Raw genomic sequence first — 22037 nt, 5'->3', positions numbered from 1 at the left:
CACAGGGATGGCGCAGGTACGCGAACGGGCCCGGAGGCGACTGCCTCCGGGCCCCTTCCCGTTCGTCGGGTCTCAACGCGCCCCGGGGTCGTACTTCTTCAGCGAGGCCTGCACCTCGGCCGCGTACGCGCCCTCCCACCACGGGACCGTCTCGACCAGCACCGGCTTGGTGCCGGAGGCGAGGACGAGGGCCCGGCCGGGGGGCATCGCGCCGAGGTCGGAGACCTGGAGCACCCGCTCGCGGCGCGTGGACTCGCTGATCGCGCGGTTGCCGGACCAGCCGCCGAACTCCGACTCACGGCTCGTCTGGTACTCACGCAGCTCGAACTCGCCGGCGAGCTCGCTCAGGTCGCCCAGGAAGCGGGTGTCGGAGACGCCGCCGCCGTAGACGCGGACGTTCGCCGCGGACCACAGCTTCTCCATGCCGCGCTCGCCCCACACCTCGATGCCCTGCGCCCAGGACTGCAGGATCGTCATCAGGATGATGCCGCGCGAGCCGTAGTGGGAGTACAGGTCGGGAAGGTTGCGCCAGCGGCACACGTTGGCCGCCTCGTCGAGCACACCGACCAGCGGCAGCGGCAGCCGTCCGCCGCGCTGTGTGGTGGCGAACTCCTCGGCGGCCTCGACGACGGCGACGGTGAGCGCGGTCACCAGCGGCCCGGCGGAGTCGCGCCCTTCCCGGCTCAGGGAGTAGAGCGTTCCGCCGCCGCGCACGAACTCGTGCGGGTTGAACTCGCCCGCGTACTCGTCGGCGGGCGGCGTCACCCACCGGTTGACCTCGGGGTTGACCAGGCAGGACGCCATCTGCTGGGCGACGCCGTAGATGCCGCTGCGCTGCTTGTCGGGGGCGTTGATCACGCCGGCCAGACCGTCCGCGGACATGGCGTGCCCCGCGCCGCGCAGGATCCGCTCCGGGGCGTCGTCCTTGGGGTTGGAGAGCCAGGTGTAGATCTGCGTGATGGGCGCCCTGGCACAGGCGGCGGCGAGCAGCAGGTTGGCGAGCAGGTCCTGACCGGCCGGGTCGAAGAAGGCGTCGGTGGAGGCGTTGGCGTCCCGCGAGCCGCTGGCGAAGTGGTCGGCCATCTTGCGGGCCTTGGCGACGTCGGTGACGTACGACAGCGGGTTCCACCACCAGGTCGGCTCCTCCTGGGCGACCTGCTGCGGGTCGAACACCCACACCGGCCCGCGCGCGGTCCGCGGCCCCCGGGTGGCGTCCACGATGTCCCGCTTGTTGGAGGTGACGAGGACGGCGCCGGGCCCGTCGAGGATGGCCGGAATGGCCCGCCGGGTCGTCTTGCCGGTCCGCGGCCCCCAGATGTCCACATGCATGTCCTCATACGACCCGTACAGCGGCTGGCGCCCCTTGACGGACCGTCCGATGAACACGCCGGGCGTGGAGGACTGCACGCCGAGCCGCTCGGCGGTGGCGGCGGCGCCCTTCATCGTCAGCTTGCCGAGCTCCTCGCCCTTCGCGAGGTGCTTGGCGGCGCCGTCCACCTTGGGCTTCTTCCTGAACCGCTCGCGCACCCGGTAGGCGGCCAGGCCGAGCAGCCCGACCACGACCGCCTCCCCGGCCGCGACGGCACTGGCCGGCGAACCGGGCCAGCTGTAGTCGCCCTTGATCACCTCGACGAGGAACGTCAACGGATTGGACGCCGGCGCGGGCTTGTCGGCATACCCGGCCCCGACCTTCGCCGCGAGCCAGGCGCCGGCGCCGACGAGGAGCACGACCGCGACGGCGATGACGATCTCAAAGGTCCAGTCGTCCTCGGCGCGGGGCTTCTTCTGCTGTTCTGCGGTCACCCGCGGGTCCGTCCTTTCTGGACTGTTTGGACTGTCTGGACTGTATGGATTCCTTGGACTGTCTGGATTCCTTGGGCTGTCCGGACTCTTTGGACTGTCCGGGGGCTTGGAGGCCTCGGTCAGGCACCCTTCGCCTTGCCCGTGCCGTCGCCCTCGACCGCGTTCGTGCCCTGCGGGATCGGCACGCGGTAGACGCCGGTGATCTCGTCCTGGTAGTCCCACTTGCTGAACTCGACCGACTTGCCCGGACGCGGAGCATGGATGATCTTGTGGCCCTTGGGGTCCCAGACCAGGCCGACGTGGCCCGAGTGGTTGCCCTCCGGCCTGAAGAAGATGACGTCGCCGGGCTGGGCCTCGGACAGCGGCACCTCGTACTTCTTGAGGTAGGGCTCCTGGGTGTACGTCGTCGTGCCGATGTCGATCTTCCCGTCGCTGGCCATGTAGTAGGCCCACTGCGTGAAGCTGGAGCAGTCGAAGCTGGTCGGGTTCTCGCCCTGCAGCCGGGGCGCGCCGAACACGTACGGGGTGCCGATGCCGCGCTGCGCCCAGCCGAGGACCGCGCGGATCACGGGGTCGTCGGAGTCGGGGAGAACACCGGAGGCGCCGGCGCCGTCCGGGGCGACGGCCGCGCTGCCGTTCTCCTCCGCGCAGTCGGCGTACTGGGCGTCCTTGCCCTGGTCGTCGGAGTCGGCGGAGCCCGGGACCGTGCCGTAGTCGGGGTTGGCGGTGATCCGGCCCTTCATCCACTCCTGGGGGTCGACCATGCCGGGGCCCGCGTCCTGGCCGCCGACGAACGGGTTGTCGACCCCCGGGACCCGCACCTCCCAGTGCAGATGGGGTCCGGTGACGTTGCCGGTCGCGCCGACCGTGCCGATCTGCTGACCGCGCTTGACCGTCTGGCCGACGGACACCTTGATGGTGGTCTGGTGCGCGTAGAGCGTGATGACGCCGTCCGCGTGCTGGATCTCGGTCATGTTGCCGTACGAGCCGCCGGGGCCCGCGTGGACGATCTTGCCGTCGGCCGGTGCGTAGATCGGAGTGCCGGAGGTCGCCACGAGGTCGAGGCCGGTGTGGTAGCCGAGGCTCCACATGCTGCCGTTCTCGTGGTACTTGGTGCCGAGCGTGTAGGTGCCCTCCTTCAGCGGCCACTGCCACCCGGCCCCGCCCGTGGGCTGCTTGGCGGCCGGGAAGGCGACCGTGGTGACGCCGGTCGACAGGAGGGTGTTCGCCGTGTACGCGGCCGGCTCCATGGCCGTGGTGGTCGTCTCCTCATCGCCGCCGTCCAGCGGCGGGGTGGACCACGAGCGGGGCGAGGTCGCGGCGATGCTGAGCGCCGAGCCGGGTTCGGCGTTGTTGCCGACCGGCTCCGGGATGTCCGACTGCTGCCCGAGCGTGGGGAAGTCGGGGTTCTTGTCGACGGTCGCCTTCAGATGGGCGTACCAGCGCTTGATCAGGTCCTGATCGCCCGTGAGCACGCCGTGGTAGCGGGTGGCCTGGGTGATGACGACCCGCGGGTAGATCGTGTTGGACGCCGTGGAACCGGAATAGATCTGCAGCGCCTTGAAGGCCTGGGTCTCGGCCTTCTTGGCGTGCAGGAAGTTGGCGGCGGCCCAGGCCGCGTCGTCGATGTTGTAGAGGTCCTTCTTGCCGTCGCCGTTGCCGTCGGCGCCGTAGTCCGTCCAGGCGGGCGTGCCGAACTGCAGGATGCCCATGTAGCCGAGGGAGTTCTTGCCCCCGGGCGCGGCCGACTTGTCCTGGCCGTACTTGGTCTCCTGGTACATCTGTCCGGCGATGAGCGCCCAGTCGAGGCCCTCGTAGCGGGCGGCGGCGCGCATCGCGGCGAGGATCATCTTCGGCGGTATCTCGTTGCGCGCCGTCTCGCTCGGCATGTACATCTTGCCGGCCGGCAGGATCGGGTTGGTGGCCGCGGCGTCACCGGTGTTGCCGGCGTCGGCGTTGTCGGCGTAGTCGCCGCAGGCAGCCGCGACGGCGCCGTTTCCGGTCCCGCCGATCATGCCCATGAGGACGACGATCGCCAGGGACATGCCGCCGAAGGTCAGCAGCCCTCCGCTGCCGCCGAGGATGAGCCAGAGCTTGAGGTTGCTCTTGTCCTTGCCCTTGCCCTCGCCCTGACCGCCGCCCCCCGACGCGGCCTGCCGGGCCTTCTTGGCGGTCTTGGCGATCTTCGCGGCCTTCTGCGCGGCCGCGAGTACGGCGGGTGCCACCATGCCGGCTCACTCCCCCGATTCGTCAGAGGCGCCCACGTCGCCGAGACCGAAGATGTCGAAGCCGGAGACGACCCACGCGCCGCTCTCCTCCTTGACGGTCACCAGCCACTCGTTGGACTCCGTGGTGGTCTTGCCGTTCGCGGTCAGGGCGGCGGTCACGTCCACGACGCTGGAGATCGAGCGGCCGCTGTCCCGCACCAGGTCGTCCGAGATCATCGCGTCCCGCACGACGGTCGCCGTGCCCTTCGACGAGCACCGGTCGGCCTCGCACTGGGCCCACGCCTTGTCGGTGGGCAGGGTGGTCGCCTGCTCCATCTGCGTCTCGCCGGTGGTCAGTCGCAGCAGCGGGGCGCTCCAGGTCGCCGACTTGCTGGTGTGGTCGTACGTGCTGAGGCCGGCCATGTACGTCGCCATGACCTCGTGCGCCTGGGCCACCTCGTCGAGCGCGACGATGGGAGTGGCGCCGCCGCTCGGCGCCTGCGTGCCGTCCGATCCCGGGTCCGCGTTCGCGGCGTCCTGCCCGCCGGGCGTCGCGGCGGGAGTCGCCGAACCGCCGGCGCCGGCCCCGTCCCCGTCGTCCCCGTCGAAGACGGTGAACACCGTGAGCACGGCGACCAGAAGAACTCCGAGCACCGCCAGGGCGAGCAGCCCCGAGCGCTTGCCCTCCGCAGGCAATTCCACGTTCCCGCGCCTCCCTTGTGTTGAGCCGGTACGGCGGGTGACCGGGACACGGTAGGTGGCGGGGGAGGCGGGGAGTCGGGGGAATTCCCGGCGGGGAAAGGGAGGGGGCGGGCGTCGGGAAAACGGAGGAAAGCCGGGGCCGGACTCACCTCACCGCGGCACCGTCCGCGGCACGCGGATCCGGCGGCCCGCCGCGGGCGGTCACTCGGGTCGCGGATCCACCGGCAGTGGGTCGAACGGGTACGCCGTGTGCCCGTCCTTGGGCGAACAGGCCGCGAACGGGCCCGCGTCGGCGTCCATCAGCACGCGCAGATGCGGATCCGCGTGATGCAGCCACCACGTCGACATGCCGAGCGCGGGGTCCTGGCGCAGGTGCTCCCAGGCCAGCCAGAGCGCGGAGAGTCGGGCGCCGGCCTCGGGGTGCTCCCACCACCTCGGGCACCAGGTGGCCGAAGAGCCGTTGAGACGGCGGCGGATCACCTGGGCGAGGTAGTCGGAGACGAAGACGAAGACGTCCGCGAAGTAGAACTCCGGCTCCTCGGCGGCGGGTTCGGTACCGGTCATCGTTCGACTCCTGCGGGCTGCTGCTGAGGCATCGGGGGCGGCAGGGTCAGGGCCGCGGCGGGATCGAGGACTCCATGGCCCGCGGTCGGCCCGCGCGGGGCAGCGGGACGGGCGACGGGCCGCACGTCGACGCCGGGGAGGAACTCGTTTCCGGCGGCGCGCCGCGCCGGCTTCGCCCTGGCGTTCAACTCCTCGTACGAATCCGCCAGTTGGAGTCGCCACAGGGCCGCTTCATGGCCGTCGCGCAGCTTCTCGGGCACCTCGACGCCGCCGAGCTTGCGGGCGAACTCCTTCGGGGACTTCGCCGGGTCGAAGTCGTCCATGCACACCTGTGCCCGCAGGGCGTCGTTCGTGATCAACTCGTCGATCTCCGGCGGCAGATGACCATGCCGTGGCGCGGGCAGGGGGAACTTGATGTTGTCCTTGCCGACGTTGTCGTGGGCGAGCAGCCGAGGCAGTTCGTCCTTGCCCAGGACGGACGACCTCATGATGTCGGTGGCGAAGGCGACGACGGGTCCCTGGGCGGCTTCGGCATAGCGCTGCGAGACCGTCGACCAGACCTCGGGGGCGAGGTCCGCCACCTCGGCGGAGTCCAGCTCGTAGTCCCTGACGAGCGCGCTCTGCACATGCTTGTTCCACAGCTGGTACGAGTCGAGCCGACTGCCCGCCGGGGAGTCCTCCAACACCTGGAAGTCCCTCGTCCTCCCGCAGGCCTGCGCCAGGAAACGATGTCCCACCGGTTCCGGCGCGCCCTCGGGCTGCGACATGAACGACCAGAACGCCCGTACGGCGCCGCGGCCCTCGTGGGTGACGGAGTCGTTCTGCGCCACGTCACGAACGAAGGAAGCCAGGTCCGGTACCTGACGGCCCTGTTCGTGGGCCGCCCGCCAGTCCGCGTAGATCCGCTCGGCCACCGCCGCGCCCTCCTCCCGCGACTGCGGCTGCGCCTGTCGGGAGGAGCTCTGCAACGCCAGCGCGTCCGCGATCTCGGCCCGCGTCGGAGGAGCGTCGAAACTCACCCGGCCTCCCGCACGGCCGGGTACACGGACAGGCTGATCATCGATCCGCCCGGCCGATCCTGCGTCCACGTGGGGAACGACACCGACTGCTCCAGGACGAACGCCGCGCCACCCTCGCCCGGTGCCGTCCAGTGGGCGAGCCGGTACGGGCTGCGGCGCCGCAGCCGGGACTCCCGCTCCTCCCAGAACGTGGGGGCCGGCGGTTCCGGGAAGTCCTCGGCGTCCCAGGCGCCCGTCCACAGCGGAGCGCCCAGCACACCCGCGGCCGCGTCCAGGCAGACGGGCCAGCGCTCGTCCGCGGCGGCCAGCACGGCGCTGTTGGCGCCCGCCTCGTCGGCCTTCACATGCCAGGCGTCGTAGCCCACGCCGGAGACGGGGGCCCACTGGCCGTCCGAGTAGAACGTCAGCTTCCCCCCGCTCGGGCCGCGCACGACCAGCTGCCGGTCGAACGTCAGGGGCTCCCACCCGTACCGCCCGCACCACTCCCGCAGCACGCGCTCCGGGCCCCACGGCGGACCCGGCCACACCGAAGCCCAGTCAACTCCCCGCAGCACCGTCAGCTCGGCGGCGAGGTCCTGTGCCGTGCGGCCGGTCGTCTCCGTCAGCATGGCTACCCCTCTCGATCAGGCCATCAGGTCAGGACGATACCGAGCAGCAACAGCAGCACCACGATCGCGCCCATGACGATGCGCGCCGTCGGGTCCTCGCGTTCCCACAGGTCGTGGACGACGGCCCAGCCGGTCATTCGGGCGGCACGGCCGCTCTGGAGCCGCGCGCCCACGGGCTGCTGTTCCTCGCTGTCGTCGTCCCCGTCGGACGTCGACGGCTCGTCGTCGTCGATCCCGACCGGCAGACCCTGCTGCTCCTGGGCCACCAGGACCATCTGCTCGAGGAGTTCGGGAATCGTGTTCGGCGTGAGGGGATAGGCGAAGGTGCCGTACGGCGTCTCCACACACAGCCGGGCCTGCCACGGGTTGCCGGGCTCGTAGCCGTCGACCCACGCGCGGTCGGACTGGAAGAACTGCGGGGTCTGCAGGGCCGGGGGCGGCTGTCCGCCCGCCTGCACCTGCTGGGGCACGCCCGGGATACGGGGATCGGGCTGCTGCGAAAGCCCGTGGTCGTCGCTCAACTCTCGTCCTTCGCCAGGTCCGTCGGGTCCAGGGGTGGTGCCGGGTACGTCGACGCGTCGGGCAGACGCGCCCCGGGCATTGTGGGCCGAGGGCCTTCGGCGCGCCGACGCCTCTTCCCGACATGCCCCTGCCAGTTTTCCCGGCGACTTTCCCGAAGGAGGCCGGCCGGGAATCCTCCGACTCCCGACGAGGAAAGCGACACCGGTCCCGTGACGGGTCTTTGTCACACTGCCAGCGCACCTGGCTGGGCCAGGGCCCGTCGTGCGGTGCGGCCGTGACCCGCCCCGGCGGACGGACGGGGAATCGACTCGCTGGAGTAACCGACTCGATGACAGACCACAACAGCCCTGCTGGCGCGGTCGGCGGAGGCCAGCCTTCCGGGCAGCCCGGGTCCTTCGGTCCTTCCCAGCAGCCTCAGCAGCAGGCGTGGCAGGGGCAAGGGCAGGGTCAGGGGCAGCACGGTGCCGCCCCCCAGCAGCCACAGGCATCCCAGCCCCAGCCGCAGCAACTCCCCTCCGACGCGGCCCGCGCACAGGTCGCCGCCGCCTGGGTGCGCAACACGCCCCGGGCCGGCCAGGCCGCCGTACCGTCGCTGCCGCCGCGTGAGACGCGTCCCCAGGGCGAGTCGAAGCAGGAGAAGCGCGAGCGGGAGCGGGCGGCGCGCAAGGCGGCGTACGAGCAGAAGAAGGCGGAGAAGGAGCAGCGCAAGAGGGGCGGCCCGGCTACGGCCGCCGCTGCCCCCGCAGTCGCACCCGCGCCTGCCGTGGCCGCGGGGGCCCAGGCCGCGCCCCAGGCCCCCGCCGCCGCCCATCAGACGCTCTCCCTCAAGGCAGCCCCGGCCCGGGCCACCACCACGGCCGGTGCGTCCGGCCCCGCCCAGACCGCGGCCCCCCACCGCGACTTCGTCGTCCCCAAGCCCGGTGGTCGTATCTCCACAGGTGGCCGCCGTACGCACGTCGCGCTCCGCGCCACCCTGCTGATCACCACCTGTGTGTTCGCGCTGGGCTCCTGCGGCGTGATGGGACTGGTGGTCGGCAAGTCGTCCGGGCCCTCGACCGCCGGGCTGGACACCGCCGATGTGAACAAGTACCGCCTCACCGACTTCCCGACCCAGCAGGCGGCGACCTTCGCGGAGCAGTACGCCCTGCTGTGCATGACGTTCTCCCCGGAGACCGCGTCCGCCCGCCGGGTGAACCTCGCTCGCTACGCGTCCTCCGGCGTCGACGCCGAGTGCGGCTGGAGCGGCGAGGGAACCTCCACCGCCGTCTCCGCCACCTGGGACGGGACCGCCGAGAAGCTTCCCGAGTACGGCGACCACGGCCGCTACATCGGGGTCCAGGTCCGCACCGACGACGGCACGCTCACCACGCTCACCGTCCCGGTGTACGTGAAGGACCTCACGACGGGCGACGGCATGCGCGTCGCCGGCGACGTCGGCCAGATGCCGCTGCCGGCCCGCGCGGACGTGCCGGAGATCGACCAGGACGACGAGGTCGTGGACGACTCCCTGGCACAGCAGCTCCAGCAAAAGGTCCTGCCGGGCTACTTCGCGGCCTGGGGCGCCTCCGACGCGACGGCCATGGCCCGCTTCACCACGCCCGACGCCACGCAGTCGGCCACGTCGGGCCTGTCCGGCCGACTGGCGACCCCGACGATCAACGACGTCGTCGCGCTCGTCCCGGCGAGCCTGCAGAAGACCAACCCCTACACCTACCCCGTCGGACAGGCCGTCGAGGTTCGCGTGGTCGTCGACTGGGGCGATCCGAAGAGCGAGACGGTGCGCCGCGCCTATCGGATGACGGTGGTGAACACGGCCCAGGGCTGGTTCATCAAGGACATCCGCGGCGGTGTGCTCGACTCACAGGGCGGACGGGCCGACACCGGCGGGGACGCGGACGCCGCCACCGGCACCGCCTCCCCCTCGGCCGGTCCCTCGTCCTCCGCTTCCGCGTCCGCCCCCACGACCGCCCAGTCGCCCAAGGGCCAGTAGCCCGACGCGTCCTGACCTGCATTCGCTCACCTACTGCTTCACCACCCGAGAGGAAACACCGTGTACCTGGCCGCCACCACGATGGAGGACATGTTCGGAGAGATCGAGACGATCCTCCGCAACGCCGGCACGATGGTCGCCGTCATCGCCCTCCTGATCCTCGGCATCCGCATGCTTCTGTCGATGAAGCGCGGCGACGGCATGCGCGAGGCCTTCCAGGGCTTCGGCATGATCGCGCTCGCCGCGCTCATCATCGGCGGCGCCACCGGCCTCGCCGGTCTGCTCATCGACCTCGGCGGCCAGATCGGCGGCGGCAACGGCTGACGTCCGACTTCGAACGGACCGTCAGTAGCCGTCCCTACCAGGGGAGTTCGCAGACATGAGCCAGGAGGCACCACCGGAGCCGCTGGTCGCGTACGACCACACCGATCTGGTCAACCGCCCCAAGCGGATCTGGAACTGGGGCAACATCCCGCTGCCGGGCCTGCTGCTGCCCGCGCTGGGCGCGGCCTTCGGCTTCGGGCTGCTCTGGCTCATCACGCTGTTCACGATGTCGGCGTTCCTGCCCTTCCTCGGCATGTCGATGTGGACGTCGATCCTCTACTTCGGGCCGCCGTTCGCCGTCTACTTCGTCTGGGGACGGCCGCTGCCCTCGGCGCTCACGCTGAGCCAGCAGATCGTGGTGTGGACCGACTGGTGGTTCCAGCCCAAACGCCTGCAAGGCCTCGCCGCGGACCAGGAACCCGAGGAACTGCACTGGCAGGTCATCCTCTTCACCCCCGGTTCACCGCGCTGGCAGGCCCGCTACGACGCCGCCCGCCGGGCTGCCGCACAGCGCGGCAGCGCCTTCTCCACCTATCGATGAGCCACACCGCCGAGCCACTCACCGAGCCACCGCTGACCTCTTACACGCCAACTACCGCAGGATGACTCCCCCATGTTCATGCTGATCCTTCTGGGCGGGGCGGCCGCCTTCTTCGTGGTCGCCATGATCATGGCCGCCACGTCGAGCAAGAAGAACGGCCAGGGCGGCCAGGGCGGCTCGAACCGGTCGTCCTCGGCCCGCTCCAAGCCGTCCGGCTCCTCGGCCGGCGCCCGCCGCGAGGACCTCCGCCTCCCGTACCGCTACGCCGACGACATGATCTTCGTGCACGGAGACTCGGTGTGGACGGGCATGGTCCTGCCCAACGCCATCGACGAGTACCTGAACGCCGGCGAGCTCCAGGCGATGGCCGAGGGCCCGGCCCGCGGTCTGCTCAACCTGGCCCGCGGCGACCGCAACGTCGAGTGCCACTACCGCAAGGTCTACCAGCCGATCACCGCGCTGACCTGGGCGGAGGAGCTGAACGCGATCGCCTGGGAGCCGACCGACAACTACAAGGCGTACAACCTGCGCAAGGCCGAGTACCAGGAGCGCATCGGCGCCAAGCGGGAGCGCAACATCCTGCTGGTGAAGCTGGGCTCGCTGAAGCGCACCAGCGGCGGCTCCGGCGTCGTCGCCCAGGACGACGAGCCGTACGACGAGCCCGGCCTCCTGCAGGGCGTCCGCGGCGCCGCCGACCAGGCCGCCGCCACCGCGACCGGCGTCGCGGACGAGTACCTCTCCCCGCACGTCCTCGCCGAGTGGACGCAGGTCGCCGTCGAGGTCCACGAGAGCCTGGAGGGCCTCAAGGGCACCCCGCTCAGCCGCGAGGAGCTCGTCTGGCTGATCCGCAAGCCGCTCCACGGCGACCTCCCGGTCCCGCCGGAGCCGGTGCTCGGCTCGCGCGCCTGGGGCCCCAACCAGTTCGACCTGGTCGTCGACTTCTCCGGCGAGAACCGCAAGACGCACATCGTGCTGAACCAGTACGACGAGGTCACCGGCGAGCAGCAGACCAGCTACACCACCACCCTGGTCGCCGCCAACTGGCCCGCCGAGACCCGCTTCCGCCAGTCGACCGCCTGGGCCCGCTACGCCGCCCAGCACGTGGACTTCCCGGTCGAGATCGACATGCGGTTCACGCTCATCCCGTACCTCAAGTTCAAGGACCGCGCCGACAAGATCCGCGGCAACCTGGTCGACGAGATGAACGACATGGCCAACTCCGGCCGCAGCCCCGACACCAAGCTGGCCACGCAGGTCACCCGCGCGCAGGAACTCGTCGACGACATCGACGAGCACAAGATGCCGGGCATGGAGGCGCAGATCCGCTTCACGATCTCGGCGCACGACGTGAAGGAGCTGGAGCGCCGCCGCCGCGTTCTGGAGATGCAGTTCAAGCAGGACCTGAAGGTCACGCTGCTGCGCCCGACCCGTCAGCAGTGGCGACTGCTCCAGTCCCAACTTCCGGGTGATGCGCCCAAGTTGCCGATCGCTCCTTATCTGCGGTTGCAGGAGGTCGAGCAGCTGGGCGCCGGACTCCCGACCGCCGGAACCGAACTGGGCGACAACCCCGAGCAGCGGTCCGGCAAGCGGCTGGGCTGGGTCGGCAACCTGGTCGGCTGGGCGGGCAAGATGCCGGTCCACTACTCGCTGCACGTCGGCCCGGCCCGCAACGACGGCGGTGGCCTCGCGATCGTCGGCGCGTCCGGTGGTGGAAAGTCGTCCCTCGCCCTCCAGAAGTTCTACGAGGAGTCGGAGTCGGGCGTCCGCTGCCTGGTCATCGACCCGAAGACCGACTTCGCCCAGATGTGCTACTACCTGGCCTACGGCTCCCAGGTGAACGACCCCGCCTTCGCGGGGGACGCGGAGTCCGGCCTCCTCGGCACGCCGCAGAGCCGGTTCCAGCCGGTGAACCCCGAGTTCTGGGCGGAGACGGAGGTCGTCGACCTCCTCAAGGGCCAGGCCGGCGTCCTGGACCCGTGGGTCATCGCCCGGGACGTCCCCGCGGGCCGCCTGCTCGCCGAGTCCATGCTCCGCGGCTTCCTCGGCGACGACGACTACCAGCGCGTACGCCTCCCCGTCATCGAGGGCATGGCGACGGTCATCGGCCGCTACAACTCCGCGATCCGCCAGGCGGTCGAGCAGGGCTACACGGCCCGCGACGCCGAACTCGCCGTCCCCCGCCCGACGTTGTGGCAGGTCGTCGACGAGGTCGTGGCGGCGTACGACCAGGCGGTCGCGTCCGGCGACCGGGAGGCGATCAAGGACCTGAAGCTCGCGCAGATGCTCCTCACGGAGCTGCGCACACTGCCGTACGCCCGGCTCTCCTTCGCCGAGCGCCCGCAGCCGCTGTCCAGCATGCGCAAGCGCCGCACGGTCATCACCCTGCGCGGTTTCCAGTCCCCCGCGGCCTCCGACCCGCGCAGCTGGAACCCGGCGGAACGCCTCGCGGCGACGGCCCTGATGGCGGTCGTGGAACTGGGCAGCCAGATGCTCGACGTCGGCTACGAGAAGAACCCGGTGACCGGCGAGATCGGGCTGCGCCCCAAGGCGCTCTTCGTCGACGAGGCGTACGTCGTCACCGCGACCGAGTCCGGCCGCGACCTGATGCGCCGCGCGCTCAAGCAGGGCCGTTCCTACCTCGCGGTCACCGTCCTGATCACCCAGCAGGCCATCGACCTGGTCCAGATCGAGGACTCCGAGGCCCGCAGCGGCGGCGCCAACCAGATCCACACGGTCTTCGCCTTCAAGCAGAAGTCGGCGCAGGAGGCGTCCCTGGTGGCCCCGCTCCTGGGCCGCCCGGAGAACGACCCGAAGGTCATCGCCGCGCTGCAGGAACTCCGCACGGGTGTCTGCCTCCAGCGCGACGCCGACAAACGCGTCGGCACGGTCGCCGTCGACCTGGTCTTCAAGGAGATCCTGGCCGCCACGGACACCAACGGCACCACCCGCCCGGCCCGGCAGGGCATCAACCCGCCCCTGAGCGTGTGGGACTGGACGTTCCTCCAGGAGGTCGAGGAGGACCCGGCCACGGCGCAACGCTCAGATCAGAACGCAGCCGCCCAGCCGGCATGACCGCGCGCGAACCCGCCGCCGACCAACCCCCATCAGCACTGAGGACGGACACCATGCGAATCAAGCGAGCGCTCGCGATCGGCGCCACCCTCGTCGCGTTGACGGCTGTGGGGGCGTGCGGGAGCGGCGACGACAAGGACCAGAGCAGCGGCGACGAGAAGAGTTCGGCCTCGACCGGCAGCACCGAGCAGGCCGCGGGCAGTTCGCTGCCCAAGGCGTCGGACATGGCGTCCATCGCGTACTACCTGAACAAGTACACCCCCTGCCTGGACCTGTCGACGGGCAAGGAGTACGACGCCAACCACGACAGCCAGGACAGCGCCTGGGGCGCCGACGAAGCCGCGGACCCGTCCTGGGGCATCAAGGAGCGCGGGGTCTGCACGGACGAGTCCGGACACCCCATCGCGTTGCTGTCCGTCGAGGACATGGAGAAGTTCCAGACGGCCGTCAAGAAGGACGGCTCCGAGTTCCTGGTCGGTCAGGACTTCGCGGTCGTCCCGGTGGGCGACACGGCACGCCAGGGCCTGCAGAAGTCCGAGCTCAGGTTCCTCACCTGCGACGCGGACTTCTCGGCGCCCAGCGGCTTCACGAAGGAGGCCGCAGCCGTCGACGGCTGTGTGCTGAGCGACTACTTCCCCAGCTGACCCGAACCCCGACCCTCCCCCATCCCACCCCCGCGTTCCCCGAAGGACTACAGATGCCCTCGCGCACAGCGCTGCGCCGCGCCCTCACCAGGGCAGGCACAGCCGTCCGCGCCCTCCTCTTCGTGGCGCTGACCCTGACGGCCCTCACGCTGGCCATGCCGACCCCGGCGTACGCGGGCTTCTCCTGCGACTTCACCGGCGACGACAGCTACCAGATGGACACGCCGGGCAACAACGGCGAGTCCATGTTCGCCGCGGTGATCCAGTGGGACAAGGACACCAAGCAGTCGACGACGCTCCTGGACGACTCCGGGACGACGACCGGCGCGGTGAAGATGCCGAAGAGCCCCGACAAGTACACGATGTACGAACTCGACGGCATGCGCGGCATGAACTGGTCCCAGACCTTCAAGGGCCGCGGTGACGCCTCCGAGGACAACGGGAACCTGGGCAGCGGCGCCGACGACTGCTCGGTGATGTCGATGGTCAACAACGGCATCGCCGACTCCATCCTCAACGGCACCAAGATCTTCACCCGGGCCGCCATCTCCATCAAGGAGTCCGCGTCCAACCCCAGCCCGCTCGCCGGTCTCTACGAGGGCCGCGACAGCGTCGTGACGACGCTGAAGGAGAACGTGCTGCGTCCGGCCGTGCCGGTCATGATCGTGCTGGTCGGCCTGTGGGTGTTCACCAAGTGGCGCAAGGGCGACATGCGTGAGGTGTGGGCCGGCATCTCGTGGTCGGCACTGACGATCATCGCCGTCACCGCGTTCCTCACGGGCGGCAACTACGACAAGTTCGTGAGCACCGCCGACTCCTACATCGCCCGGGCCAACTCGGCGCTGACGGAGACCGTCCTGGCCGGCGTGTCCGGTGAGACACAGGCGCCCTGCGACCTCGACAAGGGCGAGTACAACCGTGGCCTGCGCATATCCAGCTGCGCCATGTACGACACGCTCGTCTTCCGGCCGTGGGCGCTCGGACAGTTCGGCGACCCGGGCAAGAACTGCATCTTCAAGAAGGACGGCGGCGGCAAGGTCACGAACGGCGTCTGCGTTCCTGCCGACAAGAACGAGACGTGCGACTGGGGCAAGGGGGCCCGCTGCGAGGACCTTCGGGTGATCCAGCTCGTGGCCCAGTCCAAGACCAACGTCGACGCGTTCAGCGGAAAGAAGCTCGACAAGTTCGAGGACTCGTGGGTGCCCATCCGCCAGCAGGTCGCCGGCGGCAAGGACGACGGCGACGACGTGGACGACATGCACATCTACCCGGTCGCCTTCGACGACTGGGCGGGCAAGCACGCCGGCAACCGGGTGGGGCTCGCCTTCTACTCCATCATCGCCGCGCTCATCGTCGGGCTGATGGTCATCGTGCTCAGCGCCCTGACCCTGCTGTGGCACGCGGTAACCCTGATCCTCGTCATCCTGCTGCCGCTGGTGGCCACGCTCGGCATCCACCCGTCCCAGCAGAAGCTGCTGCGGAGCTGGCTGGAGACGTTCATCCACAGCTTTGTGCTGCGGGCGGGCTTCGGCGTGATCCTGACCGTGCTCCTGGTGCTCTACCAGATGATCCTGCCGGCCAAGGTCGCCCTGGGCACCCAGCTGCTGATGCTGCTCCTGGTGACCATCGCCATCGTGATGATGCTGAAGAAACTCCTCGGCGGGAACTTCACCCCGCAGGTCGCGGGCGGCGAGGACGTACTCGGCATCCGTGACACCGCGGGCAAGGTGACCGCCATGGCGCCAGGTCTCGCCGCGTCCGCCGCCAAGACCTCGGGCCGCGTCGCGGGCGGCACGGCCAAGGGAATCGACAGGGTCGTCGCCGGCGGCAGGGGCCGGGACAAGATGCAGCAGTGGGGCTGGATCGGTCAGTCCAAGCGCGAGCAGCGCAAGACCCAGCACCAGTCGGCTGACACGACGCGTATGAAGCACGAGATGACCCGGGAGGAATTCGAAGCGCGGAAGGCAGCGGAGCCGGAGTCGTCCCCCGCCCCCACCCCGACACGCGGTCGCCGGGTCAGCGGCGGCGGCCAGTCCGCCGCGCAGCCGGCGCCCCCGTCCGAGCCCCGCCCGATGCCCGCCTCTGCGCCCGCTCCTGCGCCTTCGCCTGTTCCGCAGCAGTCACAGCACCAGCCCCAACCCCCCACCCCCCGTCCCCGCCCCAACCCCACCACACCGCCGCCCGCAACCCCGTCCCCGCCCCCGCCACCGCCCCGGGACCCCCGCGGCCCCAGCGGTCGCGTCTGACCCGCGGCCACCGACCCAGCCGCTGACCCAGCCCACCCGCCCGCAAAGCCTCCGAGGAGCCTCCGATGCCCGCCCTGACCGCCGACCGCACCCCCGGCCAACTGGTCGTGGAGCTGGAGCGGCTCATCGGCGTGGACTGGCCCACGGTGTGGGCGGGTGTTCCTGAGGACGAGGAGAAGCGGGCGGGTGGAACAGCCGAGGACGACGGCCCCGGCCGGCTGCTGGCTCCCAAAGCCGAGGCGTCCGCGGCGCCCGACCTACAGAAACAAACGACAGGACCGGGGCTGGGATGAGCTCAAAGACGAGCAAGCAGGCGAAGTCGAAGTCGAGCCAGAAGCCGGGCCAGAAGCCGAAGCCGCCCCTCGAACCCAAACGGAGCACCCGCCCCGCACAAAGCCCCACGGGCCCCACTAGCTCCACGGACCCCACCGGCTCCACCGGCTCCACGGGAGGCCCGCTCCCCCTCCTCCGCCGTCTCCTCCACCAGGACGAGAACGACCCCTGGGCGGTCAAGCTCCTTCCCCGCGTCGTCTTCGGCCTCGCCGCCGCCTACACGCTTTTCGCCATCGCCTCCGAGAGCGGCTCCAGCTTCATCACGGTCTGCGCCCTGGTCGTCCTCGGTGCGGTGGTCTGGCTGCTGCGCCGCCGTGGCCAGCTCCTCCTGGGCCTCGGGTCGACGATCCTCTCGGCCGCGTTCACCGGACTGTTCTCCGCCGTGGGCGACTCGGCCCGTATGTCCACAAGTGCGACCGTCACCGGCCAAGCCGCCTTCGGGTACTGGGCGCTCGCCGGTATGGCGCTCCTCGGCGCGTGGATGGTGAAGGACCATCCGGGCCGACGCGGCGTCACCGTCGTGCTCGCGGATGTGATCCTCGTCATCGCGTCGGTCGTCGGGATGTTCCTGCCCGAAGCGGGCGTACCGCTCGGTTTCCTGGGAGTGATCGGTGTACTGGCCTTGCGCGGAAACAGCGCGAATGCCGTGGTAGCCCGTACCCGTCGGGTACTTGGCCGACTGCGGCCGCGCAAAGCCAGTGACCCGGCGGACAGTTGAGGCCCGTGTGAACTTTTCGTCTCGTCACTGTGCCAGAACGGCACATGCTTTGCAGATGCGTTGCACCGGGTTGACGGGTCGTTCTAGAGTCCCCTCCGATCACGGATCACCACGGGGGATTACAAACATGCGTATGGCCAGCCATACGGTGCTGCACGCGCGGTCGCCGCGCGGACCGGTACATGGGCAGGGAGCTCACATACCGGACGCCGCCCTGCCCTGCCAGCGCCGACCGGACGTCTTCCAGCACCCACTGCTGGAGGCGTCGACCGACATCCCGGACATCTCTCCCGAACAGCGCCACCAGCACCTCGTCCTGCTGCGCACCGCCCGCGACCTGTGCGCTTCCTGCCCGTTGTGGCAGGAGTGCCTCCAGGACGCGGTCGCACACGCGGAGCCGTCCGGCTACACGGCCGCCACCACGCTCGAGGACCGCCGCTGGATCCGCCGAACGCTCGGCATCGGCGACGGCGACGGCAACCTCCCGACCCACACCGGCGACGGCACCGGCGGCACGGGCGGCGCCGGCGGTACCGGCGACACCTCCCGCCGCCTCCTGCGCCTGCGCTCCCGCACCACCGACGCGGCCGCCCTGCACGCCGCCGAGCGCGGGCTGCCCGAGCTGGAGCGGATCCTCGACGCGTTCGACGCCCGCCAGGAGCAACTGGCCAGGCTGCGCCGCGAGTTGCCCGCAATACCCAGGCAATTGCACGAGCACACCACCACGCGGCCCGCACAGCCCACGCACAGCCAGGGCCCCGGACACCACCCCCAGCCACACCCCCACCCACACGCCCACCCGGAAAGCAGGAGCGAGGACATGCCATCGGCCGAGTCCGGGCAGCGGATCGCCTTCTCGTACGAGGATCCCGCCCAGGCCGTACGACAAGCCCTGCTGGTCCCGCTGATCCGCTCCGCCCTGCCCACGCTCGACAGCCTGGAGCAGCTGGTCACGATGCTGGCGAGCGTGCCCGGCGGTGACATCGCACCGGAGCTGCCGGACCACCTCCGCGCCGTACGGAAGGCCGTGGAGGCGGTGGCCCCGGAGGGCTGCTGCGACGACCCCGCCGAGGCCGCCGCCGACACCGGCGCCCCCCTCCGCGCCCTGACCGGCTCGGTCTCCGTCGAGCTCGCGACCACCGACCCGGTGGCGGCGCTGCGCCGAGACTTCCTGGAACCGCTGCTGCGCGAACTGGCCTCCGGCCTCGCCAACATAGAGAAGGTGGCGACGATGCTCGCCGCGACCTCGGCCGGCGACGAGGGCCGCCTGGAGCCGATCCGCAGCGCGCTGCAGGGCGTCCGCGCATGCCTCCCGCACCCGGCCCCGGCCGGCAGGGCGTCGCCCGCCGCCACCGGCCAGACCCCCCACACCACGCCGTCCGACACCCCCAGCATCCGCGCCGCCGTCGAAACCGCCGTGGCCACGTTCCCGGGCCCCTTCTCCTCCCGCGACGTCCTGCGCGCGTTGCCGCCCGGCGTCTACGGCGACCCTTCGAAGACGATCAGCAACGTCCTGTCCGCCCTGGTCAAGTCGGGCCGCCTACAACGCCTCGCCCGTGGCACGTACGCTCGCACCGTGGACGTCCCCGACGTCCCCGTCCTGCCCGGCCGACCCGAGCCGGACGCGGCGAAGAGCGCCTGAGCCGGAAGGAACCCACCGCCCCGATGACCGAACCGACGCCCACACCCCCGCCCCCGGCCACGGCGGACGCCCAGGTGCACGTCTTCTCCCCCAACGCCGGCCTGATCGACGGCGTCCCGGTCACGGCTCCGCCCTACGGCGACATCCAGGACGTCGTCCTGTCGATCCTCCAACAGCGCGCCCAGCAACTCGGCGCGCCCACCCCGGCCACCATCACCGACAACCGCTACGGCGGCGCGATCCGCCTCCTCATCCACCCGGACGGCACGACGGAACAGCTGGGCTGAGCAGCTTCAGCCCCGCTTGGGCCCGGTGATCGCCTCACCGATGACGAACCCCTTGGCGGGGCCTTTCGGGATGGTGGCGTCGGTGCCGTAGGGGACGCGGTGGATGTCCGCCCAGTCGGCTTTGTCGGGCTGAGGACCGCTGAAGAGGGTGACGGCACCCTGGTCGTCGTAGTCGTCGATGAGGATGTAGACGGGGATGCCGGCGCGGGCGTACTCGCGGCGCTTACGGATGTGGTCGCGGTCCTGGTTGCGCTTGCCGGGGGAAACGACTTCGAAGATCACCCGGACCGCGGCAGCGGTGAGGCCGAGGCCGTCATCGGTCACGTAGCGCTCGGGGTCCCTCGCGACGACGAACAGGTCGGGAATCCACGCCGAGCCCCCGTGAATGATGTTGGTGTCGTGTCGGGCGGCGAAGTCCCCACCCCTGAGGAATTCTCCCAGCGCCTCCTTCAGCAGGAAGATGATCTGGCTGTGCGAATAGCGGCCGGTGGGCGACACCTCGATGGCTCCCTCGATGATCTCAGCGCGGTAGCCCTCGGGAAGTTCCATGGCCTTCCATGCCTGCCACACGACCTCGTCGAGGTCAGGGCCGTTCTCCGGCCGGGACACGGGCTCGATCCTGGTCTCAGGCATGGTGTCGGGCCTCTCGTGCGCAAGAGCGGTCATGGCTGCATCACCTCCTCAAGTGTGGGCTTGACGTCCCTTGGACCACAAGCGACGCGATCACGGTAGGTACGGCAATACGTCCGAACAGGGGGAAGCCCTCCTGATCACCCGTTCGAGCGACAGCGGAAGGATCCACGGCCCCCACCCAGCTCGAACCACACCCCCTTCGCATACCGCCCCGCCCGCTCGTCGGCCACACCCCACCCGTCCGCCATCTCGTCCACAAGGGCGAGCCCCCTCCCCCAACAGGCGACAGCCCCTGCGGCGGGGTGGGCGACGACCGCCCAGACTTACCCGGCCTACAGCGGCAACTTCGTGCACGCCATGCCCGGCATCACCGAGTTGGGCACCGTTCTGCTCGAACTTCCCAGTGGCCTCACGTACTTGGGCGACAGGCCGAGCCTGGACCAGTACGCCCGGCTGTTCCAGCACCTGTCCGAGAACGCCCTCGCACCAAACTCCCTCCGGGCGCGTCAGGCTCCCCTACGCCTACGGACGGATTTCAGGGCGCTCTCCGTTCGACCCGAAAGTCCTAATCGACCCTCTTCAGAACAACACACCAGTTGTCTCTGCCGGGATTCTCCACTCGATCGACCTTCCAAGCCTCTCCCCGGACCAGAAAGGAATCACCCACTTCCAGGGTGTACCTCTGCTCATCTTCCGCAGCCACCCCCAACCGCACGGTCAACGGCACTTCGGGCCGAGCATCGACGTGGATCACTCCGAATTGGATCCCGTCCTCGAAAGCAGGAATTCCATGCACGAGCCTGACTTCAGACACTTTGCCATCACTCCAATGTGACATAGCGGTGGTTGATATATTCCTTGAATTCGGAGAGCGTCAGCGCCTCGGGATGATTCCTGTTATGCGGATTCCTCAGGTGGAAGAACCCTCGGTCATCCACCTTGGTCACCTCATAAGCATGTCCCGAGATGAGGTCTTTGGCGAGGGGAGATTCACTTGCCCCCCTCGACACCGTGCCCACGAGAACCGGACAATCATCAGCGAGCTTCCCGCGAATGTCTTCGATCAGCTGACGATCAGCACTGCGCCCTTGCATATCGTATCCACGGGGGAAATCCACGGTGGACGAGGGACGGCCTGTTATTTGAGTGAGCAACTCCGCACGCTCGTTGCCGTAGCTGCCATCATCCAGCCTCACGTACCCCTGGGCGCCGGAATCAGCCTGAGGGTGCTGTCGATCCCACTTTGCACGGCGCTCGTCGTCCCAGGTCTGGTCGACGCCGGCGATCGCCTTCTCCAGAATCGCCGACCAGGCGACCCCCACTTCGGCCGTCCGGGCAAACCCGGCCTCACCAGGTGATTTCGAGAACACTGGCAGGTCGGGCGTTACCGTGAGATTGATAGGACGCCCGGTCGACTCATAGCGATCCCGTGTCGCCACGTACTTCGTTTCGTGAAGCGTCACATCATAGGAGCCGTCTTCCCGTTCCCGCACACAGTCACGAATAGTGTCGGGCATGTGCCCGGCAACGGCACCCATCGTTGAAATTATCCCGCAGTCGCCAATGCTGCCCTGATGCGTTTGCTCCCGTCGTGGGGCGCCATCGAACAGCGGAACACGCGTACCGTCTTCGCGTTCCAGTGGAGTTCCGTAGCGATCTGGACGGGCATTCAGGGCGTACTGATTCTGAAAGTCGGGCCTGTCCACCAGGGACTGGACCTCCGTCGGCTTGTCCCGGCCCCTCACCGCGGCGACAGCATCCCTGAAATGCCCCAGCAGGCCTCTGTCCGAGGACTGCGCAGCGTCTTCTGACGCCTGTGCGCCTCCGACTGTCTCACCCGGCCCGGCATCGGGTGGCGACGTGGAGTCAGCTTCCTCCGCCGCGGCGACCTGATCACTTTCGTGGCCCATGTCACCGGCCCCCGAGTCTTCGCTGTCCTCCTGCTCCATGTCAGGGACATCGACGTACGGCGGCTCTGGCCGCGCGAACTCGCCGCCCGGCGCTTCGATCGCATCGCCTGGTGACACGTCGGCTTCGTCGTCGGACGGCTCCTCAGGTTCTCCCGTGTCCGGGCCGGAGGCCAGTGACTCAGGCTCTCGAAACCCGATCTCGTCTACAGCAGTCTCTGATTCGTCCGCGGCCAAGCCGTCGTGGGCATCCGGTGGACGCCTCGATGCGCCCT

Annotated in this window: 20 protein-coding genes and 1 pseudogene; 10 read left to right on the top strand and 11 right to left on the bottom strand. The window is 69.9% G+C overall.

What is annotated here, in order from left to right:
• Nucleotides 1-72: 72 nt before the first annotated feature.
• The 7 genes from ABZ725_RS11695 to ABZ725_RS11665 form a co-directional block, all read right to left on the bottom strand.
• Nucleotides 73-1803 carry a TraM recognition domain-containing protein gene (locus ABZ725_RS11695; RefSeq protein WP_358802496.1) on the bottom strand — a complete coding sequence of 577 codons (1731 nt, stop codon included), beginning with the start codon at nucleotides 1801-1803 and terminating at the stop codon, nucleotides 73-75.
• A gap of 119 nt (nucleotides 1804-1922) precedes the next feature.
• Complete coding sequence (locus ABZ725_RS11690) at nucleotides 1923-4031, bottom strand: peptidoglycan DD-metalloendopeptidase family protein (protein ID WP_358802495.1); 2109 nt, start codon at nucleotides 4029-4031, stop codon at nucleotides 1923-1925.
• A 6-nt stretch (nucleotides 4032-4037) separates the two neighbouring features.
• Nucleotides 4038-4712, bottom strand: a complete 675-nt coding sequence (locus tag ABZ725_RS11685; RefSeq protein WP_358802494.1) for a hypothetical protein — start codon at nucleotides 4710-4712, stop codon at nucleotides 4038-4040.
• A gap of 201 nt (nucleotides 4713-4913) precedes the next feature.
• A complete protein-coding gene (locus tag ABZ725_RS11680; RefSeq protein WP_358802493.1) occupies nucleotides 4914-5276 on the bottom strand; it encodes a DUF4913 domain-containing protein in 363 nt (120 codons plus the stop codon).
• Nucleotides 5273-6295 (bottom strand): hypothetical protein, encoded by a 1023-nt coding sequence (locus ABZ725_RS11675; protein ID WP_358802492.1) that lies wholly within the window; start codon nucleotides 6293-6295, stop codon nucleotides 5273-5275. The genes ABZ725_RS11680 and ABZ725_RS11675 overlap by 4 nt, the downstream gene beginning before the upstream one ends.
• Nucleotides 6292-6903, bottom strand: a complete 612-nt coding sequence (locus ABZ725_RS11670; protein ID WP_358802491.1) for a hypothetical protein — start codon at nucleotides 6901-6903, stop codon at nucleotides 6292-6294. The genes ABZ725_RS11675 and ABZ725_RS11670 overlap by 4 nt, the downstream gene beginning before the upstream one ends.
• Nucleotides 6904-6926: 23 nt before the next feature.
• The gene (locus ABZ725_RS11665; RefSeq protein WP_358802490.1) at nucleotides 6927-7424 is read right to left on the bottom strand and encodes a hypothetical protein; all 498 of its coding nucleotides are present in this window, start codon (nucleotides 7422-7424) and stop codon (nucleotides 6927-6929) included.
• 329 nt (nucleotides 7425-7753) lie between these two features.
• Between ABZ725_RS11665 and ABZ725_RS11660 the strand changes: the two genes are divergently transcribed.
• From ABZ725_RS11660 to ABZ725_RS11615, 10 genes are all read left to right on the top strand, one after another.
• Nucleotides 7754-9415: a conjugal transfer protein gene (locus ABZ725_RS11660; protein ID WP_358802489.1), complete on the top strand. Its 1662-nt coding sequence runs from the start codon at nucleotides 7754-7756 to the stop codon at nucleotides 9413-9415.
• Between the two features lie 60 nt (nucleotides 9416-9475).
• Complete coding sequence (locus tag ABZ725_RS11655; RefSeq protein WP_307164503.1) at nucleotides 9476-9739, top strand: hypothetical protein; 264 nt, start codon at nucleotides 9476-9478, stop codon at nucleotides 9737-9739.
• Between the two features lie 55 nt (nucleotides 9740-9794).
• Nucleotides 9795-10280 carry a hypothetical protein gene (locus tag ABZ725_RS11650; RefSeq protein ID WP_351919024.1) on the top strand — a complete coding sequence of 162 codons (486 nt, stop codon included), beginning with the start codon at nucleotides 9795-9797 and terminating at the stop codon, nucleotides 10278-10280.
• 72 nt (nucleotides 10281-10352) lie between these two features.
• Complete coding sequence (locus ABZ725_RS11645; protein ID WP_351919022.1) at nucleotides 10353-13352, top strand: ATP-binding protein; 3000 nt, start codon at nucleotides 10353-10355, stop codon at nucleotides 13350-13352.
• A 53-nt stretch (nucleotides 13353-13405) separates the two neighbouring features.
• Nucleotides 13406-13996: a hypothetical protein gene (locus ABZ725_RS11640; protein WP_351919020.1), complete on the top strand. Its 591-nt coding sequence runs from the start codon at nucleotides 13406-13408 to the stop codon at nucleotides 13994-13996.
• A 53-nt stretch (nucleotides 13997-14049) separates the two neighbouring features.
• On the top strand, nucleotides 14050-16242 hold the full coding sequence (locus ABZ725_RS11635; protein WP_358802488.1) for a hypothetical protein: 2193 nt from the start codon (nucleotides 14050-14052) through the stop codon (nucleotides 16240-16242).
• 65 nt (nucleotides 16243-16307) lie between these two features.
• Nucleotides 16308-16535, top strand: a complete 228-nt coding sequence (locus ABZ725_RS11630) for a hypothetical protein (protein ID WP_358802487.1) — start codon at nucleotides 16308-16310, stop codon at nucleotides 16533-16535.
• A complete protein-coding gene (locus tag ABZ725_RS11625; RefSeq protein ID WP_358802486.1) occupies nucleotides 16532-17293 on the top strand; it encodes a hypothetical protein in 762 nt (253 codons plus the stop codon). The genes ABZ725_RS11630 and ABZ725_RS11625 overlap by 4 nt, the downstream gene beginning before the upstream one ends.
• Before the next feature lie 133 nt (nucleotides 17294-17426).
• Nucleotides 17427-18935 (top strand): WhiB family transcriptional regulator, encoded by a 1509-nt coding sequence (locus tag ABZ725_RS11620; RefSeq protein WP_358802485.1) that lies wholly within the window; start codon nucleotides 17427-17429, stop codon nucleotides 18933-18935.
• Nucleotides 18936-18958: 23 nt separating this feature from the next.
• Complete coding sequence (locus ABZ725_RS11615) at nucleotides 18959-19222, top strand: hypothetical protein (protein ID WP_351919009.1); 264 nt, start codon at nucleotides 18959-18961, stop codon at nucleotides 19220-19222.
• Between the two features lie 6 nt (nucleotides 19223-19228).
• On the opposite strand, the gene ABZ725_RS11610 is transcribed toward ABZ725_RS11615, so the two are convergent.
• The 4 genes and pseudogenes from ABZ725_RS11610 to ABZ725_RS11595 form a co-directional block, all read right to left on the bottom strand.
• Nucleotides 19229-19888: a Uma2 family endonuclease gene (locus tag ABZ725_RS11610; protein ID WP_358802484.1), complete on the bottom strand. Its 660-nt coding sequence runs from the start codon at nucleotides 19886-19888 to the stop codon at nucleotides 19229-19231.
• A 104-nt stretch (nucleotides 19889-19992) separates the two neighbouring features.
• Nucleotides 19993-20130 (bottom strand): annotated as a pseudogene (locus ABZ725_RS11605) (ATP-binding protein); the annotation flags it as partial.
• A 290-nt stretch (nucleotides 20131-20420) separates the two neighbouring features.
• Nucleotides 20421-20693 carry a DUF6406 domain-containing protein gene (locus ABZ725_RS11600; RefSeq protein ID WP_358802483.1) on the bottom strand — a complete coding sequence of 91 codons (273 nt, stop codon included), beginning with the start codon at nucleotides 20691-20693 and terminating at the stop codon, nucleotides 20421-20423.
• On the bottom strand, nucleotides 20677-21999 hold the full coding sequence (locus tag ABZ725_RS11595) for a hypothetical protein (protein ID WP_358802482.1): 1323 nt from the start codon (nucleotides 21997-21999) through the stop codon (nucleotides 20677-20679). Before ABZ725_RS11595 ends, ABZ725_RS11600 begins: the two co-directional genes overlap by 17 nt.
• Nucleotides 22000-22037 lie beyond the last annotated feature (38 nt).

The organism is Streptomyces sp. NPDC006872 (assembly GCF_040635845.1).
In the GTDB taxonomy this organism is placed as follows: domain Bacteria; phylum Actinomycetota; class Actinomycetes; order Streptomycetales; family Streptomycetaceae; genus Streptomyces.
The sequence above is the reverse complement of the archived record's forward strand: the minus strand, read 5'-3'. Positions and strand labels throughout refer to the sequence as shown.